The 19,888-nt window shown below is 67.9% G+C and carries 16 protein-coding genes; 6 read left to right on the top strand and 10 right to left on the bottom strand.

The features are described from left to right. Window positions 1-94 precede the first annotated feature (94 nt). Window positions 95-1,303 (top strand): lysylphosphatidylglycerol synthase transmembrane domain-containing protein, encoded by a 1,209-nt coding sequence (locus tag SKC41_RS05525; RefSeq protein WP_330976701.1) that lies wholly within the window; start codon window positions 95-97, stop codon window positions 1,301-1,303. Here the strand turns inward: SKC41_RS05525 and SKC41_RS05530 are convergent. Further along, on the bottom strand, window positions 1,300-1,746 hold the full coding sequence (locus SKC41_RS05530) for a hemophore (RefSeq protein WP_330976702.1): 447 nt from the start codon (window positions 1,744-1,746) through the stop codon (window positions 1,300-1,302). The genes SKC41_RS05525 and SKC41_RS05530 overlap by 4 nt on opposite strands. Window positions 1,747-1,987: 241 nt before the next feature. Between SKC41_RS05530 and SKC41_RS05535 the strand changes: the two genes are divergently transcribed. Beyond that, window positions 1,988-5,008, top strand: a complete 3,021-nt coding sequence (locus SKC41_RS05535; protein ID WP_330976703.1) for an MMPL family transporter — start codon at window positions 1,988-1,990, stop codon at window positions 5,006-5,008. Next, a complete protein-coding gene (locus tag SKC41_RS05540; protein WP_442931563.1) occupies window positions 5,005-5,511 on the top strand; it encodes an XRE family transcriptional regulator in 507 nt (168 codons plus the stop codon). The genes SKC41_RS05535 and SKC41_RS05540 overlap by 4 nt, the downstream gene beginning before the upstream one ends. A gap of 1 nt (window position 5,512) precedes the next feature. Here the strand turns inward: SKC41_RS05540 and SKC41_RS05545 are convergent, their stop codons facing one another. Together SKC41_RS05545 and SKC41_RS05550 are read right to left on the bottom strand one after the other, a co-directional pair. Then, window positions 5,513-6,202, bottom strand: coding sequence for a hypothetical protein (locus SKC41_RS05545; RefSeq protein WP_330976704.1), 690 nt, complete (start codon window positions 6,200-6,202; stop codon window positions 5,513-5,515). Further along, window positions 6,199-6,846 carry a hypothetical protein gene (locus tag SKC41_RS05550; RefSeq protein ID WP_330976705.1) on the bottom strand — a complete coding sequence of 216 codons (648 nt, stop codon included), beginning with the start codon at window positions 6,844-6,846 and terminating at the stop codon, window positions 6,199-6,201. The genes SKC41_RS05545 and SKC41_RS05550 overlap by 4 nt, the downstream gene beginning before the upstream one ends. Window positions 6,847-6,924: 78 nt before the next feature. On the opposite strand from SKC41_RS05550, the gene SKC41_RS05555 reads away from it, so the two are divergent. After that, the gene (locus tag SKC41_RS05555; RefSeq protein WP_330976706.1) at window positions 6,925-8,928 is read left to right on the top strand and encodes a M13 family metallopeptidase; all 2,004 of its coding nucleotides are present in this window, start codon (window positions 6,925-6,927) and stop codon (window positions 8,926-8,928) included. On the opposite strand, the gene SKC41_RS05560 is transcribed toward SKC41_RS05555, so the two are convergent. From SKC41_RS05560 to SKC41_RS05580, 5 genes are all read right to left on the bottom strand, one after another. Beyond that, window positions 8,925-11,174, bottom strand: coding sequence for a molybdopterin-dependent oxidoreductase (locus SKC41_RS05560; protein WP_330976707.1), 2,250 nt, complete (start codon window positions 11,172-11,174; stop codon window positions 8,925-8,927). The two genes, SKC41_RS05555 and SKC41_RS05560, sit on opposite strands and share 4 nt — an antisense overlap. Window positions 11,175-11,193: 19 nt before the next feature. Next, on the bottom strand, window positions 11,194-11,769 hold the full coding sequence (locus tag SKC41_RS05565; protein ID WP_330976708.1) for a TetR/AcrR family transcriptional regulator: 576 nt from the start codon (window positions 11,767-11,769) through the stop codon (window positions 11,194-11,196). 242 nt (window positions 11,770-12,011) lie between these two features. After that, window positions 12,012-13,022 carry a L,D-transpeptidase gene (locus tag SKC41_RS05570; RefSeq protein WP_330976709.1) on the bottom strand — a complete coding sequence of 337 codons (1,011 nt, stop codon included), beginning with the start codon at window positions 13,020-13,022 and terminating at the stop codon, window positions 12,012-12,014. Window positions 13,023-13,138: 116 nt separating this feature from the next. After that, window positions 13,139-14,383 (bottom strand): MFS transporter, encoded by a 1,245-nt coding sequence (locus SKC41_RS05575; protein WP_330976710.1) that lies wholly within the window; start codon window positions 14,381-14,383, stop codon window positions 13,139-13,141. A gap of 140 nt (window positions 14,384-14,523) precedes the next feature. After that, entirely contained in the window at window positions 14,524-14,826 is a 303-nt protein-coding gene (locus SKC41_RS05580) for a metal-sensitive transcriptional regulator (protein ID WP_330976711.1), read from the bottom strand. 99 nt (window positions 14,827-14,925) lie between these two features. Here SKC41_RS05580 and ilvD point away from each other — a divergent pair, with 99 nt between their 5' ends. Further along, a complete protein-coding gene (ilvD, locus tag SKC41_RS05585) occupies window positions 14,926-16,638 on the top strand; it encodes a dihydroxy-acid dehydratase (RefSeq protein WP_330976712.1) in 1,713 nt (570 codons plus the stop codon). Between the two features lie 23 nt (window positions 16,639-16,661). On the opposite strand, the gene SKC41_RS05590 is transcribed toward ilvD, so the two are convergent. Further along, window positions 16,662-17,327, bottom strand: a complete 666-nt coding sequence (locus tag SKC41_RS05590; protein ID WP_330976713.1) for an O-methyltransferase — start codon at window positions 17,325-17,327, stop codon at window positions 16,662-16,664. A 194-nt stretch (window positions 17,328-17,521) separates the two neighbouring features. Here SKC41_RS05590 and SKC41_RS05595 point away from each other — a divergent pair, with 194 nt between their 5' ends. Next, the gene (locus SKC41_RS05595) at window positions 17,522-17,677 is read left to right on the top strand and encodes a metallothionein (protein ID WP_330976714.1); all 156 of its coding nucleotides are present in this window, start codon (window positions 17,522-17,524) and stop codon (window positions 17,675-17,677) included. Window positions 17,678-17,712: 35 nt separating this feature from the next. On the opposite strand, the gene SKC41_RS05600 is transcribed toward SKC41_RS05595, so the two are convergent. Then, on the bottom strand, window positions 17,713-19,824 hold the full coding sequence (locus SKC41_RS05600; protein ID WP_330976715.1) for a beta-glucosidase: 2,112 nt from the start codon (window positions 19,822-19,824) through the stop codon (window positions 17,713-17,715). Between the last annotated feature and the right edge of the window lie 64 nt (window positions 19,825-19,888).

Genomic DNA, 19,888 nt, shown 5'->3' on the forward strand with positions numbered 1-19,888 from the left:
TGGGTAGTGAGGTCAGCACGATCCGGTCACGACGGCGACACGCGCGGAGTTGCGTCTCGATTGCCGCGCCACCTGCGCGGTTACCCTAAATCACGTGCCGTACGACGCGCCCATCCGCAACCTCCGCTTCCCGGGCGGCGGCGCATTCGCGCACGAGGGTGAGCCGCCGGCTCCCGCACGCGAGAGCGAGACACCGCGCGGCAAATATTGGTGGGTGCGCTGGGCGGTCCTGGGCCTGGTCGCGATCGTGCTCGGCGTCGAGGTCGCCCTGGGCTGGGACCAGCTGGCCAAGGCGTGGACGAGCCTGTTCGCGGCCAACTGGTGGTGGCTGCTCGCGGCGGTGGCGGCGGCGGCCGCGTCGATGCACAGTTTCGCCCAGATCCAGCGCACTCTACTGAAGTCCGCCGGGGTGCACGTCAAGCAGCTGCGCTCCGAGGCCGCGTTCTACGCCGCCAACTCGCTGAGCACCACGCTGCCCGGCGGACCGGTGCTGTCGGCGACGTTTTTGCTTCGGCAGCAACGCATTTGGGGAGCCTCGACCGTGGTGGCGTCCTGGCAGTTGGTGATGTCGGGCGTGCTGCAGGCGGTCGGGTTGGCGCTGCTCGGGTTGGGTGGCGCCTTCTTCCTGGGCGCGAAGAACAACCCCTTCTCGTTGTTGTTCACCCTCGGCGGCTTCATCGCGTTGCTGCTGCTGGCACAGGCGGTGGCCTCGCGGCCGGAGCTGATCGAGGGCATCGGCACCCGCATCCTGTCGTGGTTCAACTCGGTGCGCGGCAAGCCGGCCGACACATACCTGGCGAAGTGGCGCGAGATCCTGATGCAGCTCGAGTCGGTCAGCCTGGGCCGGCGCGACCTCGGGGTGGCGTTCAGCTGGTCGATGTTCAACTGGATCGCCGACGTCGCCTGCCTCGCCTTTGCCGCATACGCGGCCGGCGACCACGCGTCGATCGCCGGACTGACGGTGGCCTACGCGGCCGCCCGCGCCGTCGGCACGATTCCGCTGATGCCGGGCGGGCTGCTGGTCGTCGAGGCGGTGCTGGTGCCCGGGCTGGTGTCCAGCGGGATGTCGCTGCCCAACGCGATCTCGGCGATGCTGCTCTACCGGCTGATCAGCTGGCTGCTCATCTCTGCGATCGGCTGGGTGGTGTTCTTCTTCGTGTTCCGCACCGAGAACCCGGGCGGCTCCGACGACGACCCGCCGACCGGTCCGCTGCCGCTGATCGAGCCACAGTTGCGGCTTTGGAACGACGATCCCACCGCCGACGCGCTGCAGGGTCCGTTACCGCCGCCGGAGAACCGCTAGCCGACGTTGTTCTGCCGCGACGGGCCGGGCAGTGCGCCGCCGGCGCCCTGGGCCTGCTGCAGCATGCCCATGGCCTGGGGAATACCGATCGGCAGCTTGCACTGCGTCGACAGGGTGGTCAGCGGCTGCGCGATCCTGGCCATATCGGCGGCCACCTTGGGGTTGCCCTCGAAGTAGGACTTCAGCCCGGTGACCGACTCCGGGCCGGCCTGCTGCTGCAGCATCGTGGTCATCGCGTGGTTGGTCTCCGGGTGCGAGTCCAGGTAGTCGCCCATCGACTTGGAGACCGAGCCGATCGTCCGGGCGATCTCGCTGGCCGCGCACGGGTCGTTGGCGCCGGTCGCCGGCGGCCCGGCCATCAGTGCGACGGCCGCAGCGGGCACTGCGACCGCGAACAACCCAGCACCGAGCGTGCGCCGTCCGGTCAGAATGCCTGCCTTCATGCCTGAACTCCCCATCCCCGCGCGGCCCAGCGTCATCCTGCCATCGGGGCCCATACGCTGCCACCTGGTGTGACGCAGATCCCGCTTGATCACCGGTCGGCAACGACTCGGTCGCGACTTGGCTACGGAGCCGTCTGCGCAGCTCACGAATTCGTTAAGCCAAACTAATGCACAGGCTGCTGCGGTATCGTCGCCCTCACGCGGAAGCGAGATACTTGGGGAGCCTGAAATCCAGCAGTTTATGATGCGCCTCAGCCGCAGCCTGCGCAGATACCGCTGGTTGGTCTTCACAGGCTGGTTGTTGGCATTGGTCCCGGCGATCTACTTGGCGTTGACACAGTCCGGGAATCTCACCGGCGGTGGTTTCGAAGTGGCCGGTTCGCAGTCGTTGAAGGTCCACGATCAGCTCGAGGAGCAGTATCACGACCTGGGCGCGTCGTCGTTGGCCCTGGTGGCCGCACCCCGCGCCGACGCCAGCTATGACGACATGAACAACGCCGTGGCGCAGCTGCGGCGGATCATCGGCGAATTCCCCGGCGTCACCGAGAAAACCAACCCCACGCAGCGGCCGCCGCAGCCCGACCGCCCGTATGTGCTGACGCTGCGGCTCGACGCCCGCAACGCCGGTACCAGCGACATCGCCAAGCGGCTACGGCAGCAGGTGGGCGTCAAGGGCGACCAGTCCGGGCAGACGGCGGACGGCCGGGTTCGGCTCTACGTGATCGGGCAGGGCGCGCTCAGTGCGGCCGCCGCGGCGAACACCAAACACGACATCGCCAAAGCCGAACAATGGAACCTGCCGATCATCCTGATGGTCCTGCTCGTGGTGTTCGGCTCGCTGGCCGCCGCGGCCATACCGCTGGCGCTTGGCGTCTGCACGGTCGTGGTGACCATGGGACTGGTCTATTTCCTGTCGGCCTACACCACGATGTCGGTGTTCGTGACCTCGACGGTGTCGATGTTCGGGATCGCGCTGGCAGTGGACTATTCGCTGTTCATCTTGATGCGGTTCCGCGAGGAATTGCGGTCCGGGCGCCAGCACCGCGAGGCCGTCGACGCCGCGATGGCCACCTCCGGGCTGGCGGTGGTGCTGTCCGGGTTGACCGTCGTCGCGTCCCTGACGGGGATCTACCTGATCAACACCCCGGCGCTGAAATCGATGGCCACCGGCGCGATCATGGCCGTCGCGGTCGCGATGCTGACCTCGACCACGTTGACGCCCGCGGCGCTGGCGACGTTCGGCCGCGCGGCCGCCAAGCGCTCGGTGCTACTGCATTGGTCGCGGCGACCGGAAAGCACGCAGTCCCGATTCTGGAACCGCTGGGTTTCAGCCGTGATGCGCCGGCCATGGATATCGTCCATCGCCGCAGCGACGGTACTGCTCGTCATGGCCGCACCGGCGGCGTCGATGGTGCTGGGCAACAGCTTGCTGCGCCAGTTCGACTCGGCGCACGAGATCCGCGCCGGCGTCGCCGGGGCATCCCAAGCTCTCGGGCCCGGCGCGCTCGGTCCGATCCAGGTAATGGTGAGCTTCCCCGACGGCTCAGCGTCCGCACCCGAGCACAGCCAGACGTTGGCCGCCATCCGGCAGCGGATGACGCAGGCCCCGCACATCGTCTCGGTGACCCCGCCGCAGTTCGCCGACGACAACAGCAGTGCTTTGCTGTCCGCGGTGTTGTCGGTCGATCCCGAGGATATGGGCGCCCGGCAATCCGTCGACTGGATGCGTGCCCAGCTCCCGCAGGTTCCGAACGAAGGGACCGCACGCGTCGACGTCGGCGGCCCGACGGCGCTGATCAAGGACTTCGACGACCGGGTCTCGGCGACCGAGCCGTTGGTGCTGCTGTTCGTCGCGGCCATCGCGTTCGTGATGCTGTTGCTGTCGATCCACTCGGTGTTCCTGGCCTTCAAGGGCGTGCTGATGACGCTGCTGTCGGTGGCCGCCGCCTACGGAAGCCTGGTCATGGTGTTCCAGTGGGGCTGGTTGCGGGATCTCGGGTTCGCCCACATCACGTCGATCGATAGCACCGTTCCCCCGCTGGTCCTGGCGATGACGTTCGGGTTGTCGATGGACTACGAGATCTTCCTGCTCACCCGGATCCGGGAACGCTTCCTGCACACCGGGAACACCCGCGACGCGGTCGCCTACGGCGTGAGCACCAGCGCCCGCACCATCACCAGCGCCGCCCTGATCATGATCGCGGTGTTCATCGGCTTCGCGTTCGCCGGCATGCCGCTGGTCGCCGAGATCGGGGTGGCCTGTGCGGTGGCGATCGCGGTGGACGCCACCGTGGTGCGGCTGGTGCTGGTCCCGGCGCTGATGGCGATGTTCGCCCAGTGGAATTGGTGGCTGCTGGGCTGGCTGCGCCGCGTCTTGCCGTCGGTCGATTTCGACCGGCCGCTGCCCGAAGTCGACCTCGGCGACGTCGTCGTCATTCCCGACGACATCTCGGCGCTCACCGCGCCCAGCGCGGACGTGCGCATGGTGCTCAAGTCGGCGGCCAAGCTCAAACACCTGGCGCCCGACGCCATCACGGTGGCCGATCCGCTGGCCTTCACCGGCTGCGGGCGCAACTGCAAGGACGCCGACGAAACCCGCGGCCAGGGCCCGGGCCAGATTCCGCACCAGGTCAACATCGGCGACGGCGACACCGTCGCGGTCACGCTCGGCGAGAAGAACGGCAGCAACGGTCAGACCAGGACCGCGTCCGGGGCCAAGAAGCTGGTCGACGGCCTGGCCTCGCGCAACGGCATCGCCCGGGCCATCCCGTGGGGCGATCGGCCGGTGCATCCGGTCACGCTGTGGCGGAGTCGGTTGTCGATTGCCATCGACGCGCTCGAGGCCGGTGCGCGCGACCGCGACCGGCCGCAATACGCGCGTCGCAGCCCGGTGGAAACCACCCACGTGCAATTGCCCACCGGCGACCGGCTGCAGGTCCCGACGGGTGCCGAGACGCTGCGCCTGAAGAGCTACCTGATCATGTCCCGTAACAGCAGCCGCGATTATGCCGAATTTGCTGACATGGTCGAAACATTAGAACCGGAAACGGCCGCGGTGGTGCTCGCCGGAATGGACAGGTATTACTGTTGTCAACCGCCCAGGCAGCAATGGATCACCTCCCAGTTGGTTCGTCGACTCGCGGATCCGAATCCGTCCGATCTGCCAGACGTCGTCTCGGAACCGGACGCCAAGGCAGACTGGGATGACGTCAAGCAGCGCTGCCTGTCGGTGGCCGTCGCGATGCTGGAGGAGGCGAGGTGACGTTGGCAGCCGACCGTCGACGCGTGCCGCCGCACCAGCAGCCCGCTGCCGAACCGCGGCCGCACGATTTCGACCAGCCGGTGGAATTCTGGCCGACCGCCGCCATTCGCTCGGCGCTGCAGGGCGGTGACATCGACATCTGGAAGCGGATTGCCGCCGCGCTGAAGCGCGACCCGTTCGGCCGCACCGCCCGCCAGGTCGAAGAAGTCCTCGAGGGCACCCGCCCGTATGGCATCTCCAAAGCGCTGTGGGAGGTGCTGGAGCGCGCCCGCATCCACCTGGAGGCCAACGAACGCGCCGAGGTGGCCCGCCACGTCGGGCTGCTGATCGAGCGATCCGGCCTGGCCCAGCAGGAGTTCGCCGCCCGCATCGGGGTGGCAGCCGAGGATCTGGCCTCCTACCTCGACGGCAGCGTCAGCCCGTCGGCCTCGCTGATGATCCGGATACGCCGGCTCTCGGACCGGTTCGTGAAGGTGAACACACCCCCGCCCGACGCCAACTGACTCAGCGGGCGTTGATCGGCAGCACGTCGTTCACCAGCCAGTCGCTGCCCCGCTTGACCAGTGCCACCCGCAGCGCCGGCGCCGCCCGGCTGGGCGGCTGGCCCGGCGTGTTCTGGGTGACCCGCAGGATGACCGCCACACTGGCCGCGGTGGGTCCGAGCGCCTCGACCCCGGCCGCCAGCGTCGAGGCCTGCGCCGTGACATTGCGCTGCGCGAGTTCGGCGCTGGACTTCTGGTACTGCTCCTTGAACGCGTCCGCGCGCTCGGGCACCATCATCGCCGCGGCCCGGTCGATCGAGCTGGTCGGGGCCACGGGGTTGAACGACGCCATCGCCTCGGCCATCCCACTGGCGACCTGGGCCACGTCGCGGGAATCCTTCTTGAAGTCACGGTCGGTGCTCGTCCAGTGCGTGTATCCGGTCAGCACGGCGGCCACCAGGGCGGCGGTGCACAGCACGACGACAGCCAGGCGCAGCCCCGGGGCGTCATCGTCGGTCCCGACGCTGACCGAATCCCGGCGCAGCAGCCAGAAGTTGACTCCGACGCCCTCGGTGATCAGCACCAGCAGCACCGAGCACGCCGATACCCACCACAGCGGCCAGTCGAGGATGACGCCGATCACCAGCAGCGCAGCGATCGTGGCCAGCGGCGCCGGGACGTCGAAGGCCAGCAGCCGCCACCGGTTTCTCATCGGATCGACTCCAGGTGAGAGATCATCAGCTTGCCGTCGACGTCGGAGACGTCGAGGCGCAGGCTCCAGTGCACCGTCTGCGGCTTGGCGCCGACGTTCTCGCTGACCGACGTCGCGACCAGCATCACCGAATCCGTCCTGCTGGCGAACGGCGGCAGCTTGGTGGTGAGCACCGGGCGCGCGATACCGGGTTGGCTGTCCAGGTCGTGATGCACCGTCTCGATCGCCACCGACTCGATGCGCCCGCTGCTCTGCGACTGCAGCTTCTCGACCACCTGCCGGTAGGGCTGCACCGTCGCGTCGAATTCGGTGTTGAGCTCGCCGACGGTCCCGTCGTGCAGCCGCTGCAGGCTGGCGTCGATGTTGGTGCTGTTCATGTTGATCAGCACGCCGGTCCATTCGGCGGCGGTCTGCATCACGCGACTCAGATAGGTGCGTTCGGCCGACTCGGCGCGGTGGTCGGACCAAATGATCCCGAGGAGCACGACCGCGGCGACCGACAGCACGCCGAGAACCGCCGAGGCGATGCCGAAGGGAGAGAAGATCGCGCCGTCGGCGTCTTCTTCGTCGGACTCGGGCGCGCCGGCCTCGGCGTCCCGCTCGTCAGCTTCGGTCGCCGGCTCGGTCTGTTCGCCCCCAGGCATGGGCGCGAGGTTACCCGGCCGCCGGTCACGGTCGGCGCAGCAGGCGCCCGGCACGCACAAGATGGTAAGGATGGCAGGGTGACGTATGCGGCCACCCGCTCGGGCCTGGACCTGAGCTACATCGACGAAAATGCCCGTCCCCAGGACGACCTGTTCGGTTACGTGAACGGTCGCTGGCTCGCCGACTACGAGATTCCCCCGGACCGCGCCACCGACGGCGCGTTCCGCACCCTGTTCGACCAGGCCGAGGAGCAGGTCCGCGACCTGATCATCGAAGCCAGCGAGCGCGGTCCCGCGCTGGCAAGCGCGGGCAAAGATGCGCAGCGCATCGGCGACCTGTACGCCAGCTTCCTCGACGAGGACGCCGCCGAGCGCCGGGGCACCCAGCCGCTACACGACGAACTGGCCACCATCGACGGCGCGGCCGATTCGGCGGCGTTGGCCGCGGTCGTCGGTTCGCTGCAGCGCACCGGGGTGGGTGGCGGCGTCGGCGTCTACATCGACACCGACGCCAAGAACTCGACCCGCTACCTGGTGCACGTCAACCAGTCCGGCATCGGGTTGCCCGACGAGTCGTACTACCGCGACGAGCAGCACGCCCAAGTGCTCGCGGCCTACCCCGGACACATCGCGCGGATGTTCGCGCTGGTGTACGGCGGCGAAGCGACAGACCACGCCGACACCGCGGCCCGCATCGTGGCACTGGAGGCCAAACTCGCTGCCGCGCACTGGGATGTGGTCAAGCGCCGCGATGCCGATCTGACCTACAACCTGCGCACTTTCGCGCAGCTGCAGACCGAAGGCGCGGGCTTCGACTGGACCGGCTGGGTCACCGCGCTGGGCAGCAATGTCCAAGATGTCACGGAAGTCGTTGTGCGCCAGCCTGATTACCTCACCGCATTTGGTGCGCTGTGGGAAAGCGAAGACCTCGACGACTGGAAGCGCTGGGCGCGTTGGCGGTTGATCCGCGCCCGTGCCTCGTGGCTGACCCACCCCCTGGTCGCGGCCGATTTCGACTTCTACGGCCGTCTGCTGACCGGGGCCGAACAGATCCGAGACCGCTGGAAGCGTGGGGTCTCGCTGGTCGAGAGCCTGATGGGCGACGCCGTCGGAAAGCTATACGTGCAAAGGCATTTCCCGCCCGACGCCAAGGCGCGCATCGACGCGCTGGTGGACAACCTGCAGGAGGCCTACCGGGTCAGCATCAGCGACCTGGACTGGATGACGCCGCAGACCCGGGAGCGTGCGTTGACCAAGCTGCGCAAGTTCACCGCCAAGGTCGGCTACCCGGCGAAGTGGCGCGACTACTCCGCGGTGGTGATCGACCGCGACGACCTCTACGGGAACTACCTGCGCGGGTATGCGGTCAACCACGACCGCGAGCTGGCGAAGCTGGGTGGACCGGTGGATCGCGACGAATGGTTTATGACGCCGCAGACCGTCAACGCGTATTACAACCCCGGGATGAACGAAATCGTCTTTCCCGCAGCCATTTTGCAGCCGCCTTTCTTCGACGCCCAGGCCGACGACGCCGCCAACTACGGCGGCATCGGGGCAGTGATCGGACACGAAATCGGGCACGGCTTCGACGACCAGGGCGCCAAATACGACGGCGACGGCAATCTCGTCGACTGGTGGACCGACGACGACCGCAGCGAATTCGGCGTCCGCACCAAGGCGCTGATCGAGCAGTACGAGGCCTACGTGCCCCGCGAGTTGAAGAGCCACCCCGGCCCGCCCCATGTCCAAGGCGCCTTCACCGTCGGCGAGAACATCGGCGATCTGGGCGGCCTCTCGATCGCGCTGTTGGCCTACCAGCTGTCGCTGAACGGCGAGGAGGCCCCGGTGATCGACGGCCTGACCGGTGTGCAGCGGGTGATCTACGGCTGGGCGCAGGTGTGGCGCACCAAATCCCGTGTGGCTGAGGTGATCCGGCGGCTGGCCGTCGACCCGCACTCACCGCCGGAGTTCCGGTGCAACGGCGTCATCCGCAACCTCGACGCCTTCTACGAGGCCTTCGACGTGACCGAGGACGACGCATTGTTCCTGGCGCCGCAGCGCCGGGTCAGGATCTGGAACTAGGCCCCCGCAGCCTCGCGAACAGGCACCAATGCCTCGATGCGCGCCGGCACGTGCTTGTGCCAGGGCGTTCCGGCGTAGGAGTCACGCCACCCGGTCGACGTCAGCGCGTTCGGGGCCACACCGGGGACGACGGTTCGGCCGTCATCCTCGACGTAGTCGAGCCCAAAACCGTTGGGCAGGGCCGCATGTCCGGGCAGCATCGTCTCGGTGATCTCGATGGTCGCCTCGGCGCTGCCGGCCGCGGTGGTGATGCGCGCCCGGCAGCCGTCCACGAGACCGAGGTCGTGGGCATCCTCCACGCTGACCCGCAATGCTCCGTCGGCGTCGCGTTTACGCCAGGACGGGTCGCGGAAAATGTCGTTCGCGGTGTAAGCGCGCCGCTCCCCCACCGAGAGCACGATCGGCAGCTCCGCGGTGGTCAGTTGTGGCGGCGCGGCAGCCAGGGCTCGCAAATCGTCGAGCATCTCCGGGATTTCGAGCGCGATCTTGTGATCGGAGTGACTGATCAACGCGAAGTCGTCCTCGTAGTTGTGCGCGGTGAAGACGACCCCCGACGGGTTGTTCAGGATGGCCTCGAACAGCGCGTTGCCGTCGGCGTGACCGGCCCGTCGCACGGCCTCGGGATAAGTCATCGCCGTCTTCTGCGCCAGCCCCCACACCGCGGCGGCCCCGGCCATGCCCTCGGGCAGCGTCGGCCCCAGCGTTTCGTAGAGCACATAGGGAACCAGCCGCGCCATCGTCGGATTGCCCGCGACGGCGTTCAGGAATGCTTCGGCGTACGCCTCGCGGCCCCGCTCGGCGGCCTCGCGCAGCGGCCGTAGCTCCGCGTCGTCGAGGACACCGAGCGCGCGCACCAGCCGGGCCCAGATCTCCGGCTCAGGCAGTGTTCCTTCCAGCGGCTTCAGCAGTGGTCGACGCAGGTGAAAGCCGTTGTGCGGGAACTCGAAATTGAAGAACGTAGCCTCGGTCTTCTCGTACTGGGACGCCGCCGGCAACACGTAGTGCGCCAGTCGGGCGGTCTCGGTCATCGCGACGTCGACGACCACCATCAGCTCCAGCGACGCAAAGGCCGCCCGGCAGGCCGTCGAATCGGCCAGCGAGTGCGCGGGATTACCGCTCTCGACGATCATCGCCCGGAACCGGTCCGGGTGGTCGGTGAGGATCTCCTCCGGCACGACATTGGAAGGGATCAGGCCGGCAATGATGGGCGCCCCGGTGACGGGGGTGCGGCCCGACACCGTGCTGAACAGTGACGCCAGCGACGAATGTAGATGCTGGCCACCCTTTTTCGCGAAGTTGCCGGTCAAAATCCAGAGCAGCTTGTTCAGGTAGGAGCTCAGGGTACTGTTGGGTGCCTGCTGAATTCCGAGGTCTTCGAACACCGAGACGCTCTCGGCGGCGCCGATGCGCCGCGCCGCGGTCCGCAACAGCTCCTCATCGACTCCGCAGCGCTGCGCATAATCGGCGACCGGGACATCGCGCAACGCGTCGCGCACGGCCTCGACGCCGTGCACGTGCTCGGCGAGAAATGCTTCGTTGCAGAGGTTTTCCTGAACCAGCACGGCGGCCAGGGCGGCCAGGCACCAGGCGTCGGTGCCCGGTCGCACCCGCAGGTGGAAGTCGGACATCTTCGCCGTGTCGGTGACGACGGGGTCGATCACGATCATCGACCGCTTCGGGTCCTTGGCGATCTCGTTGAGCACCACCCGGGCCCGGGGGAAGCTCTGCGACATCCACGGATTCTTTCCGACGAACACTGACACTTCGGCGTGCTCGAACTCGCCCCGGGTGTGGCCGCCGTACAGGTGCCCGTCCACCCAGGCTTCGCCGGTCTTCTCCTGCGCCAACGCATTCGAGCGGTACTTCGACCCCAGCGCCTTCAGGAAGGCGCCGCTGTAGGCCCCACCCAGGTGGTTGCCCTGCCCGCCGCCGCCGTAGTAGAAGATCTTGTCGCCGCCGTAGGTGTCGCGGATACGCTTGAAACCCTCGGCGATCTCGACAATGGCGGTGTCCCAATCGATTTCCTCGTAGCTGCCGTCGGGGCGGCGGCGCATCGGCGAGGTCAATCGGGCGCGGTTGTTCTGGTAGTGGTCCAGCCGCAGCGCCTTGTTGCAGGTGTAGCCCTGCGACGCCGGGTGGTTCTTGTCGCCGCGGATGCGCGACAGCGTGCGGTCTTCGACTTGTACGACGATGCCGCAGTTGCATTCGCAGAGGATGCATGCGGTCGACTGCCACTCAGCGGCCATCGCGGGACTTCCTTCCGAGCTATTTCTTCAGGGCAGTCAGCAGCAAATTGCGCAGCTGACGGTGAATGAGATCCAGCGGCGCCACGTCGCGCCGCACCCGGGCCAACACGATGGCGCCCTCGAGCGCCGAGGTGGTCAGCACCGCGAGTTCGCCGGCCTCGACCGCCGGTATGCCGTCGGCGATCAGCCGCTGCGCGACCTGACCGTTCCAACGGTCGAACACCGCGGCCGCCCGTTCGATGACGGGGGCCATCCGCTCGCGGTCCTGCTCGTCACCGGATTCGACGGAGACCGCCACGATCGGGCAGCCGGCGCGGTAATCGCTGTCGAGCAATTGGCGGCGGTACTTATCGATCAGCGTGTCCAGCAGGTCGAGGCTGCTGTAGGCCTTGTCGATGACGGCGCCGACGTGTTCGCCCGCGTAGTCGACCGCCTCGCAGAGCAGTTGGGTGCGACCACCCGGGAAGTAGTGATAGGCCGAACCGCGCGGCGCCCCGCTGTGCTCGAGTACGTCCGAGATCGCGGTGGCGTGAGCGCCCCGTTCCCGGATCAACAGCGCAGCGGAGATCACCATCCGCTCGCGTGGACTGCGCATCGCCACCCCTTTCGGCTTATGTATGATGCTATACATAATCGCTGGGAAGGCGAAAGCTCTCGCCGGGAAATTAGCGGGAATCAGGCGCTGCGGAAGCTCGCGGCGCCGCGCGCGGGGGATGTGCGGCGACTTCACTACCAGCGGCCCACCGCACCTCGAACACGCTGCGGTGCATCACTCGACGCTCTTGATCAGCCCGACACGTCGGCCACCGAGGACCGCGTCAATCGCGACGCGGCCGGCTAGTTGGTGATCCAGTCGCTGGACCCGTCGTTCTTCTTGTACGACCCGCCGCTGGAGTTCTTCACGATGATCGGATCCCCGGGACCGAAGTTGTCGAAGAACCACCTGGCGTTGCTGGGGCTGATGTTGATGCAGCCGTGGCTGACGTCGCGCTTGCCCTGGTCGTCCACGGACCACGGCGCGCTGTGCACGAAGTCGCCGACGTTGTCGAAACGGACGGCCAGCTCGACGGTCACCTTGTAGCCGTAGGTCGAGTTGACGGGCACCCCGTAGGTCGAGGAGTCCATCACCACCGACGGCATCTTCTCTTGCACGTAGTACGTGCCGTTGGGGGTCTGGTGGTTACCGGAGGTCATGCCCATCGACATCGGGATGGTCTTCTCCAGGGTGCCGTTACGGGTGACCGTCAACTGGTGCGTCGCGTCGTCCGCCGTGGCGATCAGCTGGTCTCCGGTCCGGAAGCTCGACTTGGTGCCGCCGGCGTCGATGTTGACCGCGGTGTTGGCGGGCCAGAAGTTGATCGGGCGCCAGCGCAGCTGGGTCGGGGTCATCCAGTAGAACTTGCCCGGTACCGGCGGGATCGACGAGACGTGCACGGCGGCCTGGGCGGCACCGGCGTCATCGACCCGTCCCGGGAAGTTGATGATGATCGGCTGCGCGACACCCACCATGGAGCCGGTCTTCGGGACGAACGTCGGCGTCCCGAACGGCGCGGTGCCGGTGAACGGGGTCGGGTCCTGTCCGTCGGCAGCACCGGCCGCGGCCGGCACGGCGCCGGGTGGCGCCCACGGAGCCGGCGGCGCGTCACCGGGCGGCGGGGGCGGCAATCCCGGCAGCGGCGGCAGCTCGAACGGCGGCGGAGGCGGCGCGGCGGGCGCGGCGACCACGTTCGGATCGACGGGAACCGGGTCCGGATCGGCCAGCGCGGGGCCGGCGCCCAGCACCAGCACAGCGGCGATACCGGCTGCGTTCAGAGCCGCGAAGAGGCTTGCCCTCGTCCAGCCCGACATATGCATACCTCCAGTCAGTTGCTGGACCCAGTGTGGCACAGCGGCGCCCCCAGCTACCTAATCCGGGGCGGGCGCGACACCGCTACGGCCCGCATTTTGGCACTTGAACTGCCGAACTATGAATCGCGTGAGCTTGCCGGAGCAACGTCAAGGATGCGCTTGTTGACCGCAATGCCGGCCAGTGCGATGCCCATCAAACCGGCCGACGCGGTGAGCATCGTCGCCACGCTGTGCTCGTACAACAAACCACCGGACAGCGACCCGGCCATGATGCCGACCTGGAACGCCGTCACGTACAGGCCGGACGCGCCGTCGGGGTCATCGGCGCCGTTGCGCATCGCGGCGGATTGCATCATCGGCGACACCGCGGTCGCCATCGCACCCCACAGCACGATCGCGGCAGTCCCGACCAGCGCGCTCGCCGCGGTGGTGGTGCGATCGCCGAACGCCAACGCGGTCAGCACCACGAACGCGGCGGTCAGCCCCGCCATGCACAGGATGATGGCGCGCCGGGGCCGCCGGTCCAGCGGCCGCGCCACCAGGGGCACCGACAGCAGGCCCGCCATGCCGTAGGCCGCCAGCAACCAGGCCTGATTCGGCCCACGGACGCCGACGACGTCGCGGATGACCACCGAGATGTACGTGTAGGAGACGAAATGGCCGGTCACCGCGACCATCGCGAGCAGACTGACCGTGATCAACCGCGGGTTGCGGTGGTGGCGCGACCGCGGGCCGACGCAGGCCAACTGGTCCTCCGTGAGCACCATTCGCGGCAGCATCGCCCGGGCGGCAATCGTCACGATGACGGCCGCGACCAGCACACACACCACCGCCAGCCGCCAGCCCCACATCAGGCTCAACGCCGCCGTGAGCGGGCTACCGACCACCAAGGCCAAGCTGGTCCCGACATAGATCGAGGTCGTCGCGCGGCCCGCATGGCTGGCCGGCACCAGCCGGGTGGCGATCGGGGCGATCACCGCCCACAGCAGCCCGTGCGTGAACGCGCACAGCACTCTTCCGGCCGCCAGCACCCCGAAGGTGGGCGCCAGCGCCGAGATGGCCTGCGAGGCGGTCAGGCAGGTCAGACTGAGCATCAGGGCGCGCCGGCGCGGCCAGTGCGCCGTCCAGCGCACCAGCGGAACCGTCGTCAGGGCCGCGACCAGCGCATACCACGTCAGCAGGGTGCCGACGTAGACGACGCTGACATGCAGGTCCCGGGAGATCGCCGACAGCGCGCCCACCGGCAGGATCTCGGCCGTGACATAGATGAAGGCCGCCGCGGCCAGCACCGCCAGCTGCACGGCGATCCGTGGTGTCCACGTTCGCGCGGTGGCGGCGGCTGTTCCGGTTTCGGCAGTCATGGCGTGGGATACGGTATCGGCCGGGCTCCCCAGTTCCTGGGTTGTCGTGCCTAATGCGATCACACTGCCTTACCGTACGCACCTCAACAACGGGTTCGGCCAACTTAGGACCGCAACACCGGTCTCAACTACGTCACCGATCAGGAACGAACGAGACGCGCAATGGCCGCGGATGCCTCGGCCAGCTTGGCCTGGGCCTTTTCCGTGGCATCTGGCCCCTCCTCGGCGACGGCACGGGTCACACAGTGCCCGAGGTGCTCGTCAAGCAGGTTCAGCGCCACCGACCGCATCGCGCTGTTCACGGCGCTGATCTGGGTAAGGACGTCAATGCAGTACTTGTCTTCCTCGATCATCTTCGCGATGCCGCGCACCTGGCCCTCGATGCGCCGCAGCCGCTTGGCGTAGTTGTCCTTCTGCTGCGAATATCCGTGTGGAGTCGTCATCTCAGCCTCTCTGCGGCGTGCCAAACCTCCACGATACCCTATACCCCAGCGGGGTATTACCCGTGAAATTCGCTTGTCGTCCCCGCGCATACTTGATCAATGGCCCTGCACACCGACGCGGCAAACGTCGACATCAAACCCCGTAGTCGTGACGTCACCGACGGTCTGGAGAAGACCGCCGCCCGGGGCATGCTGCGTGCCGTAGGCATGGGCGACGAGGACTTCGCCAAGCCGCAGATCGGCGTCGCCTCGTCCTGGAACGAGATCACGCCGTGCAACCTCTCGCTGGACCGGCTGGCGCAGGCTGTCAAGGAGGGAGTGTTCGCCGCCGGCGGCTACCCGTTGGAATTCGGCACGATCTCGGTCTCCGACGGCATCTCGATGGGCCACGAGGGCATGCACTTCTCGCTGGTGTCGCGCGAGGTGATCGCCGACAGTGTCGAGACCGTGATGCAGGCCGAACGACTCGACGGCTCGGTGCTGCTGGCCGGCTGCGACAAGTCACTGCCCGGCATGCTGATGGCCGCCGCGCGCCTGGACCTGGCGTCGGTGTTCCTCTACGCGGGCTCGATCCTGCCCGGCGTGGCCAAACTGTCCGACGGCAGCGAGCGTGAGGTGACGATCATCGACGCGTTCGAGGCCGTCGGCGCCTGCTCGCGCGGGTTGATGTCGCGCGCGGACGTCGACGCCATCGAGCGCGCGATCTGCCCCGGCGAGGGCGCGTGCGGCGGCATGTACACGGCCAACACGATGGCCAGCGCCGCCGAGGCACTGGGCATGTCGCTGCCCGGCAGTGCCGCTCCCCCGGCCACCGACCGCCGCCGCGACGGGTTCGCCCGGCGCAGCGGACAGGCCGTCGTCGAACTGCTGCGCCGCGGCATCACCGCCCGCGACATCCTCACCAAGGAAGCCTTCGAGAACGCGATCGCGGTGGTGATGGCGTTCGGCGGCTCGACCAACGCGGTGCTGCACCTGCTGGCCATCGCGCACGAGGCCGAGGTCGCGCTGACGCTCGAGGACTTCAGCCGGATCGGGTCCAAGGTGCCGCACCTGGCCGACGTCAAGCCGTTCGGCCGGCACGTGATGTCGCACGTCGACCACATCGGCGGCGTCCCGGTGATGATGAAGGCGTTGCTGGATGCGGGGCTGCTGCACGGCGACTGCCTCACCGTGACCGGGCACACCCTGGCCGAGAACCTGGCCGCCATCGAGCCGCCCGACCCGGACGGCAAGGTGCTGCACGCGCTGAGCGATCCGATCCACCCGACGGGTGGGATCACGATCCTGCGCGGGAGCCTGGCGCCGGAGGGTGCGGTGGTCAAGTCGGCCGGGTTCGATTCGGACGTGTTCGAGGGCACCGCAAGGGTTTTCGACGGTGAGCGCGCCGCCCTGGACGCGCTCGAAGACGGCACCATCACCAAGGGCGACGCGGTCGTGATCCGTTACGAGGGTCCCAAGGGCGGCCCCGGGATGCGCGAAATGCTGGCCATCACCGGGGCGATCAAGGGTGCCGGGCTCGGTAAAGACGTGCTACTGCTTACCGATGGCCGGTTCTCCGGCGGAACGACCGGCCTGTGCGTGGGACACGTCGCACCGGAGGCCGTGGACGCCGGGCCGATCGCGTTCCTGCGCGACGGCGACCGGATCCGGCTCGACGTCGCCGGCGGCACTCTTGACGTGCTGGCCGACCCGGCCGAATTCGCTTCTCGCCAAGAAGGTTTCACTCCTCCACCACCGCGCTACAAGACCGGCGTGCTGGCCAAGTACGTCAAGCTGGTCAGTTCGGCAGCGATCGGCGCGGTCTGCGGCTAACCCTCGTCCCGCAAACACGCGGTTCAGAGCTCTTTCACCAACGCGATGGCAAAGCCGTCCCAATGCTTGGCTCCGACCGTCTGAATCACCGCGGTGTCCAGCTGCGCGTGCTCGCCCATCACCTGCAGCGTCTCGCGCGTTGCGGCCACTTTCTCGTCATCGGAATCCGGCGACAGGATCCCGCCTTCCCGAATGACGTTGTCCACCACGATAAGTGCGCCGGGGCGAGCCAGCTTGACCGCCCAGTTCAGGTACGCGACATAGTTCTCTTTGTCCGCGTCGATGAACACCATGTCGAACGGATCACCGTTTACCGACCGCAGGGTCTCCAGCGCCGGGCCGACGACAACCTGTACGCGATCCACGACACCGGCCCGCTCCAGGTTGGCGCATGCGACGTCGGCGTGCTTGGACTCGTATTCCAGCGTCACCACCTGTCCGTCCGGGCCCACCGCGCGGGCCAGCCAAATGGTGCTGAAACCACCGAGGGTGCCGATTTCGAGAATGCGCCGCGCCTGGAGGGCACCGGCCAGCAGCGATAGGAACTTCCCCTGCTGCCACGACACGGCGATCTGCGGCAGACCGGCGGCGTTGCTGGCCTCCAGCGCCGCGGCCAGGGCCGGATCGTCACCGATGACTGTGCTGTCCAAGAAGGTGTCGACGTCTTGCGGGGTGGGTTTGTCGGTCATGCGGCCAACGCTAGCCGCGCCGACCCACGCCGTCATGCCTGCTAATGCATCCGATCGATAACGGACACCCCGCGAAGGCTTTACCAGATACCCGTATGGGGTATACATTGAGCGCGGCGGCCCGCTGAGCGGCCAGCCACAGAAGGTAACCACTGGATTGCGGTATACCAACCGGAATCCCGTAACAGACAAGGGTGATTCACATGACGCACTACGACGAGGGGACCCAGCTGACCTGCGGTCACGAGGGATGCGGATGTCGCGTCCGCATCGAGGTCGCATGCCACTGCTCGGGCGCGAACGAGGACTACCGCTGCTCCTGCGGCGAGGCATTGGTGCCCGTCAAGTAAATCCCGCCGGCCGGTCGTTGCGTTCGAAGTGCCAATCAGCGCCCGAACGCACGACCGGCCAGCTCGACCTCGGCCGTCAGCCGGAACGCGACCGCCGAGGCGCCGACCGCCACCGGGTAGGGGCCCGGCTTGATCCGCCAGCTGCCGCCCTCATAACGGGCGAGCAGGCGCGGATCCGCCGAGATCGTCACCCGGCACGTCGCGCCCGGGTCCAACTCGACCCGCTCGAATCCCAGCAACCGCAGGCGTTGTCGGTGCGTCAGATACAACTGCGGGACATCGGCGCCGCCCCGCTCGCCGGTGTTGACGACGCTGAAGCTCGCCGTGACCGTGTCACCGCCGGTGACCACCAAGTCGTAATACTCAAAGCTGGTGTAGGACAAGCCATGACCGAACGCGAATAACGGCGTGTGACCCTTGTCGGCGAACCACCGGTAGCCGACCTCGGCCCCTTCGAAGTAGTCGATCGTGGTCGGCGTGCCGAACGCGGCGCCGAGGTCGGGCAGCTGCGGGCGCGGCGTCTGGTCGAGTCCGGCCGGAAACGTGACCGGCAGCCGCCCCGATGGATTCACCTGTCCGGCAATGATCTCCGCGATCGCCTGCCCGCCGGCCTGGCCCGGATACCACGCCTGCAGGATCGCGTTCGCCGAATATTGCCACGGCATCACCACCGGGTTGCCCGTCTCCAGCACCACCACCGTGTTCGGGTTGGCGGCCGCGACCGCGGCGATGACCGCGTCCTGGCCCCACGGCAGCGACAAGTCGGCGCCGTCGAAACCCTCGCCCTCGACCCGGATCCCGAACACGATCGCGATATCGGCCCGCCGCGCGGCCAGCACCGCTTCGGCCGGGCTGAGGCCGGGATCGAACTCGAGCTGCGCGTTGGGCAAATGCTTCCTGAGCGCCTCGACCGGGCTGGACGGCAGCAGATACAGATTTCGGGTGCCGCCGGTCAGACCGGCTCCCCCGATCGGGACCACCTGCGCGTAGCCGCCCGGAGGAACGACGGCACTCGAGCCGCAGCCCGTCGGAACTCCCAGCTGCGCGTGGCCGCCGATCACGGCGATGCGGGCATCGGGTGCCAGCGGTAACACCCCGCGGTTCTGCAACAGCACCGTGCCCTGGCGTGCGATCTGCAGCGCGATCTCGTTGTGGGCGGCCATATCCGGCTCGGGAGCGTCTCCGCCCCGGTCGATTCCGACCGCGAACATCGAACGCAGGATGCGCCGCACCATGTCGGACAGCCGGTCTTCGGGCAGCTTGCCATCGGCATAGGCGGATCGCAGCGGTTCGCTGAAGGCCTCCGCGCCCCAGAACACCGTGTCGATCTGGGCGCCGCATTCCTGGTCCAGGCCGTGCAGCGCGCACTCCCAGCTGGGTGTGGCGCCCCAGTCGGACATGACCCAACCCCGGTAGCCCCAAGCATCTTTGAGGATCTCGCCGAGCAACAGTCGGTTCGCCGAGGCATAGTCGCCGTTGACCTTGTTGTAGGCGGTCATCACCGCGCCGGGCGCGGAACGCTCGATCGCGATCTCGAAGGCCAGCAAGTCGGACTCGCGATGCGCGTCGGGGTCGATAACAGCGTTCAGCCAATGCCGGTTGGCCTCGTTACAGTTCAGCGAGTAATGCTTGACCGTCGAGATGACGCCCTGCTGCTGGATTCCGTTGACGGATTCGGCGGCGATCGTAGCCGTCAAAAGTGGGTCTTCCGAGACGTATTCGAAGTTGCGGCCGTTGCGCGGGTCGCGCGCCAGGTTCATCGCGCCCGCCAGTTGCACATTGAATCCACGGCTGCGCGCCTCGCGGCCGATCACGGCGCCGGCGGCGTGCGCGAGCGCCGGATCGAAACCGGCGGCCAGCGCCAGGCCGGCCGGCAGCGCGGTCGCGGTGTCGCCCGGGCGGTAACCGGGATTGGTGACGCCGAGCCCGGCATCGCTCATCCGCAGCGGCGGGATACCAAGCCGGGGAATCCCGGGCACATAGCCGGCACTCATCGGGGTGCCGGGCGGGATGCGGTCGTCCGGCAGCGGCCACAGTTGCGACGTTCCCATCACCGCGACCAGCAGCGTGAAGCGTTCGTCGTCGGTCATCCGGCTTTCGACGTCGCGGGCACGGTCGTCCGGGTCGTCTAATTCGCCCAGGCTCATTTGTCCGGCTCTCCCCCGCAAGCGGGTGGGGGTCCCTCCCACTCGTGGGGGCGTGCCCCCTCAG

The sequence above is a fragment of the Mycobacterium sp. 050128 genome, from assembly GCF_036409155.1.
In the GTDB taxonomy this organism is placed as follows: Bacteria; Actinomycetota; Actinomycetes; order Mycobacteriales; family Mycobacteriaceae; genus Mycobacterium.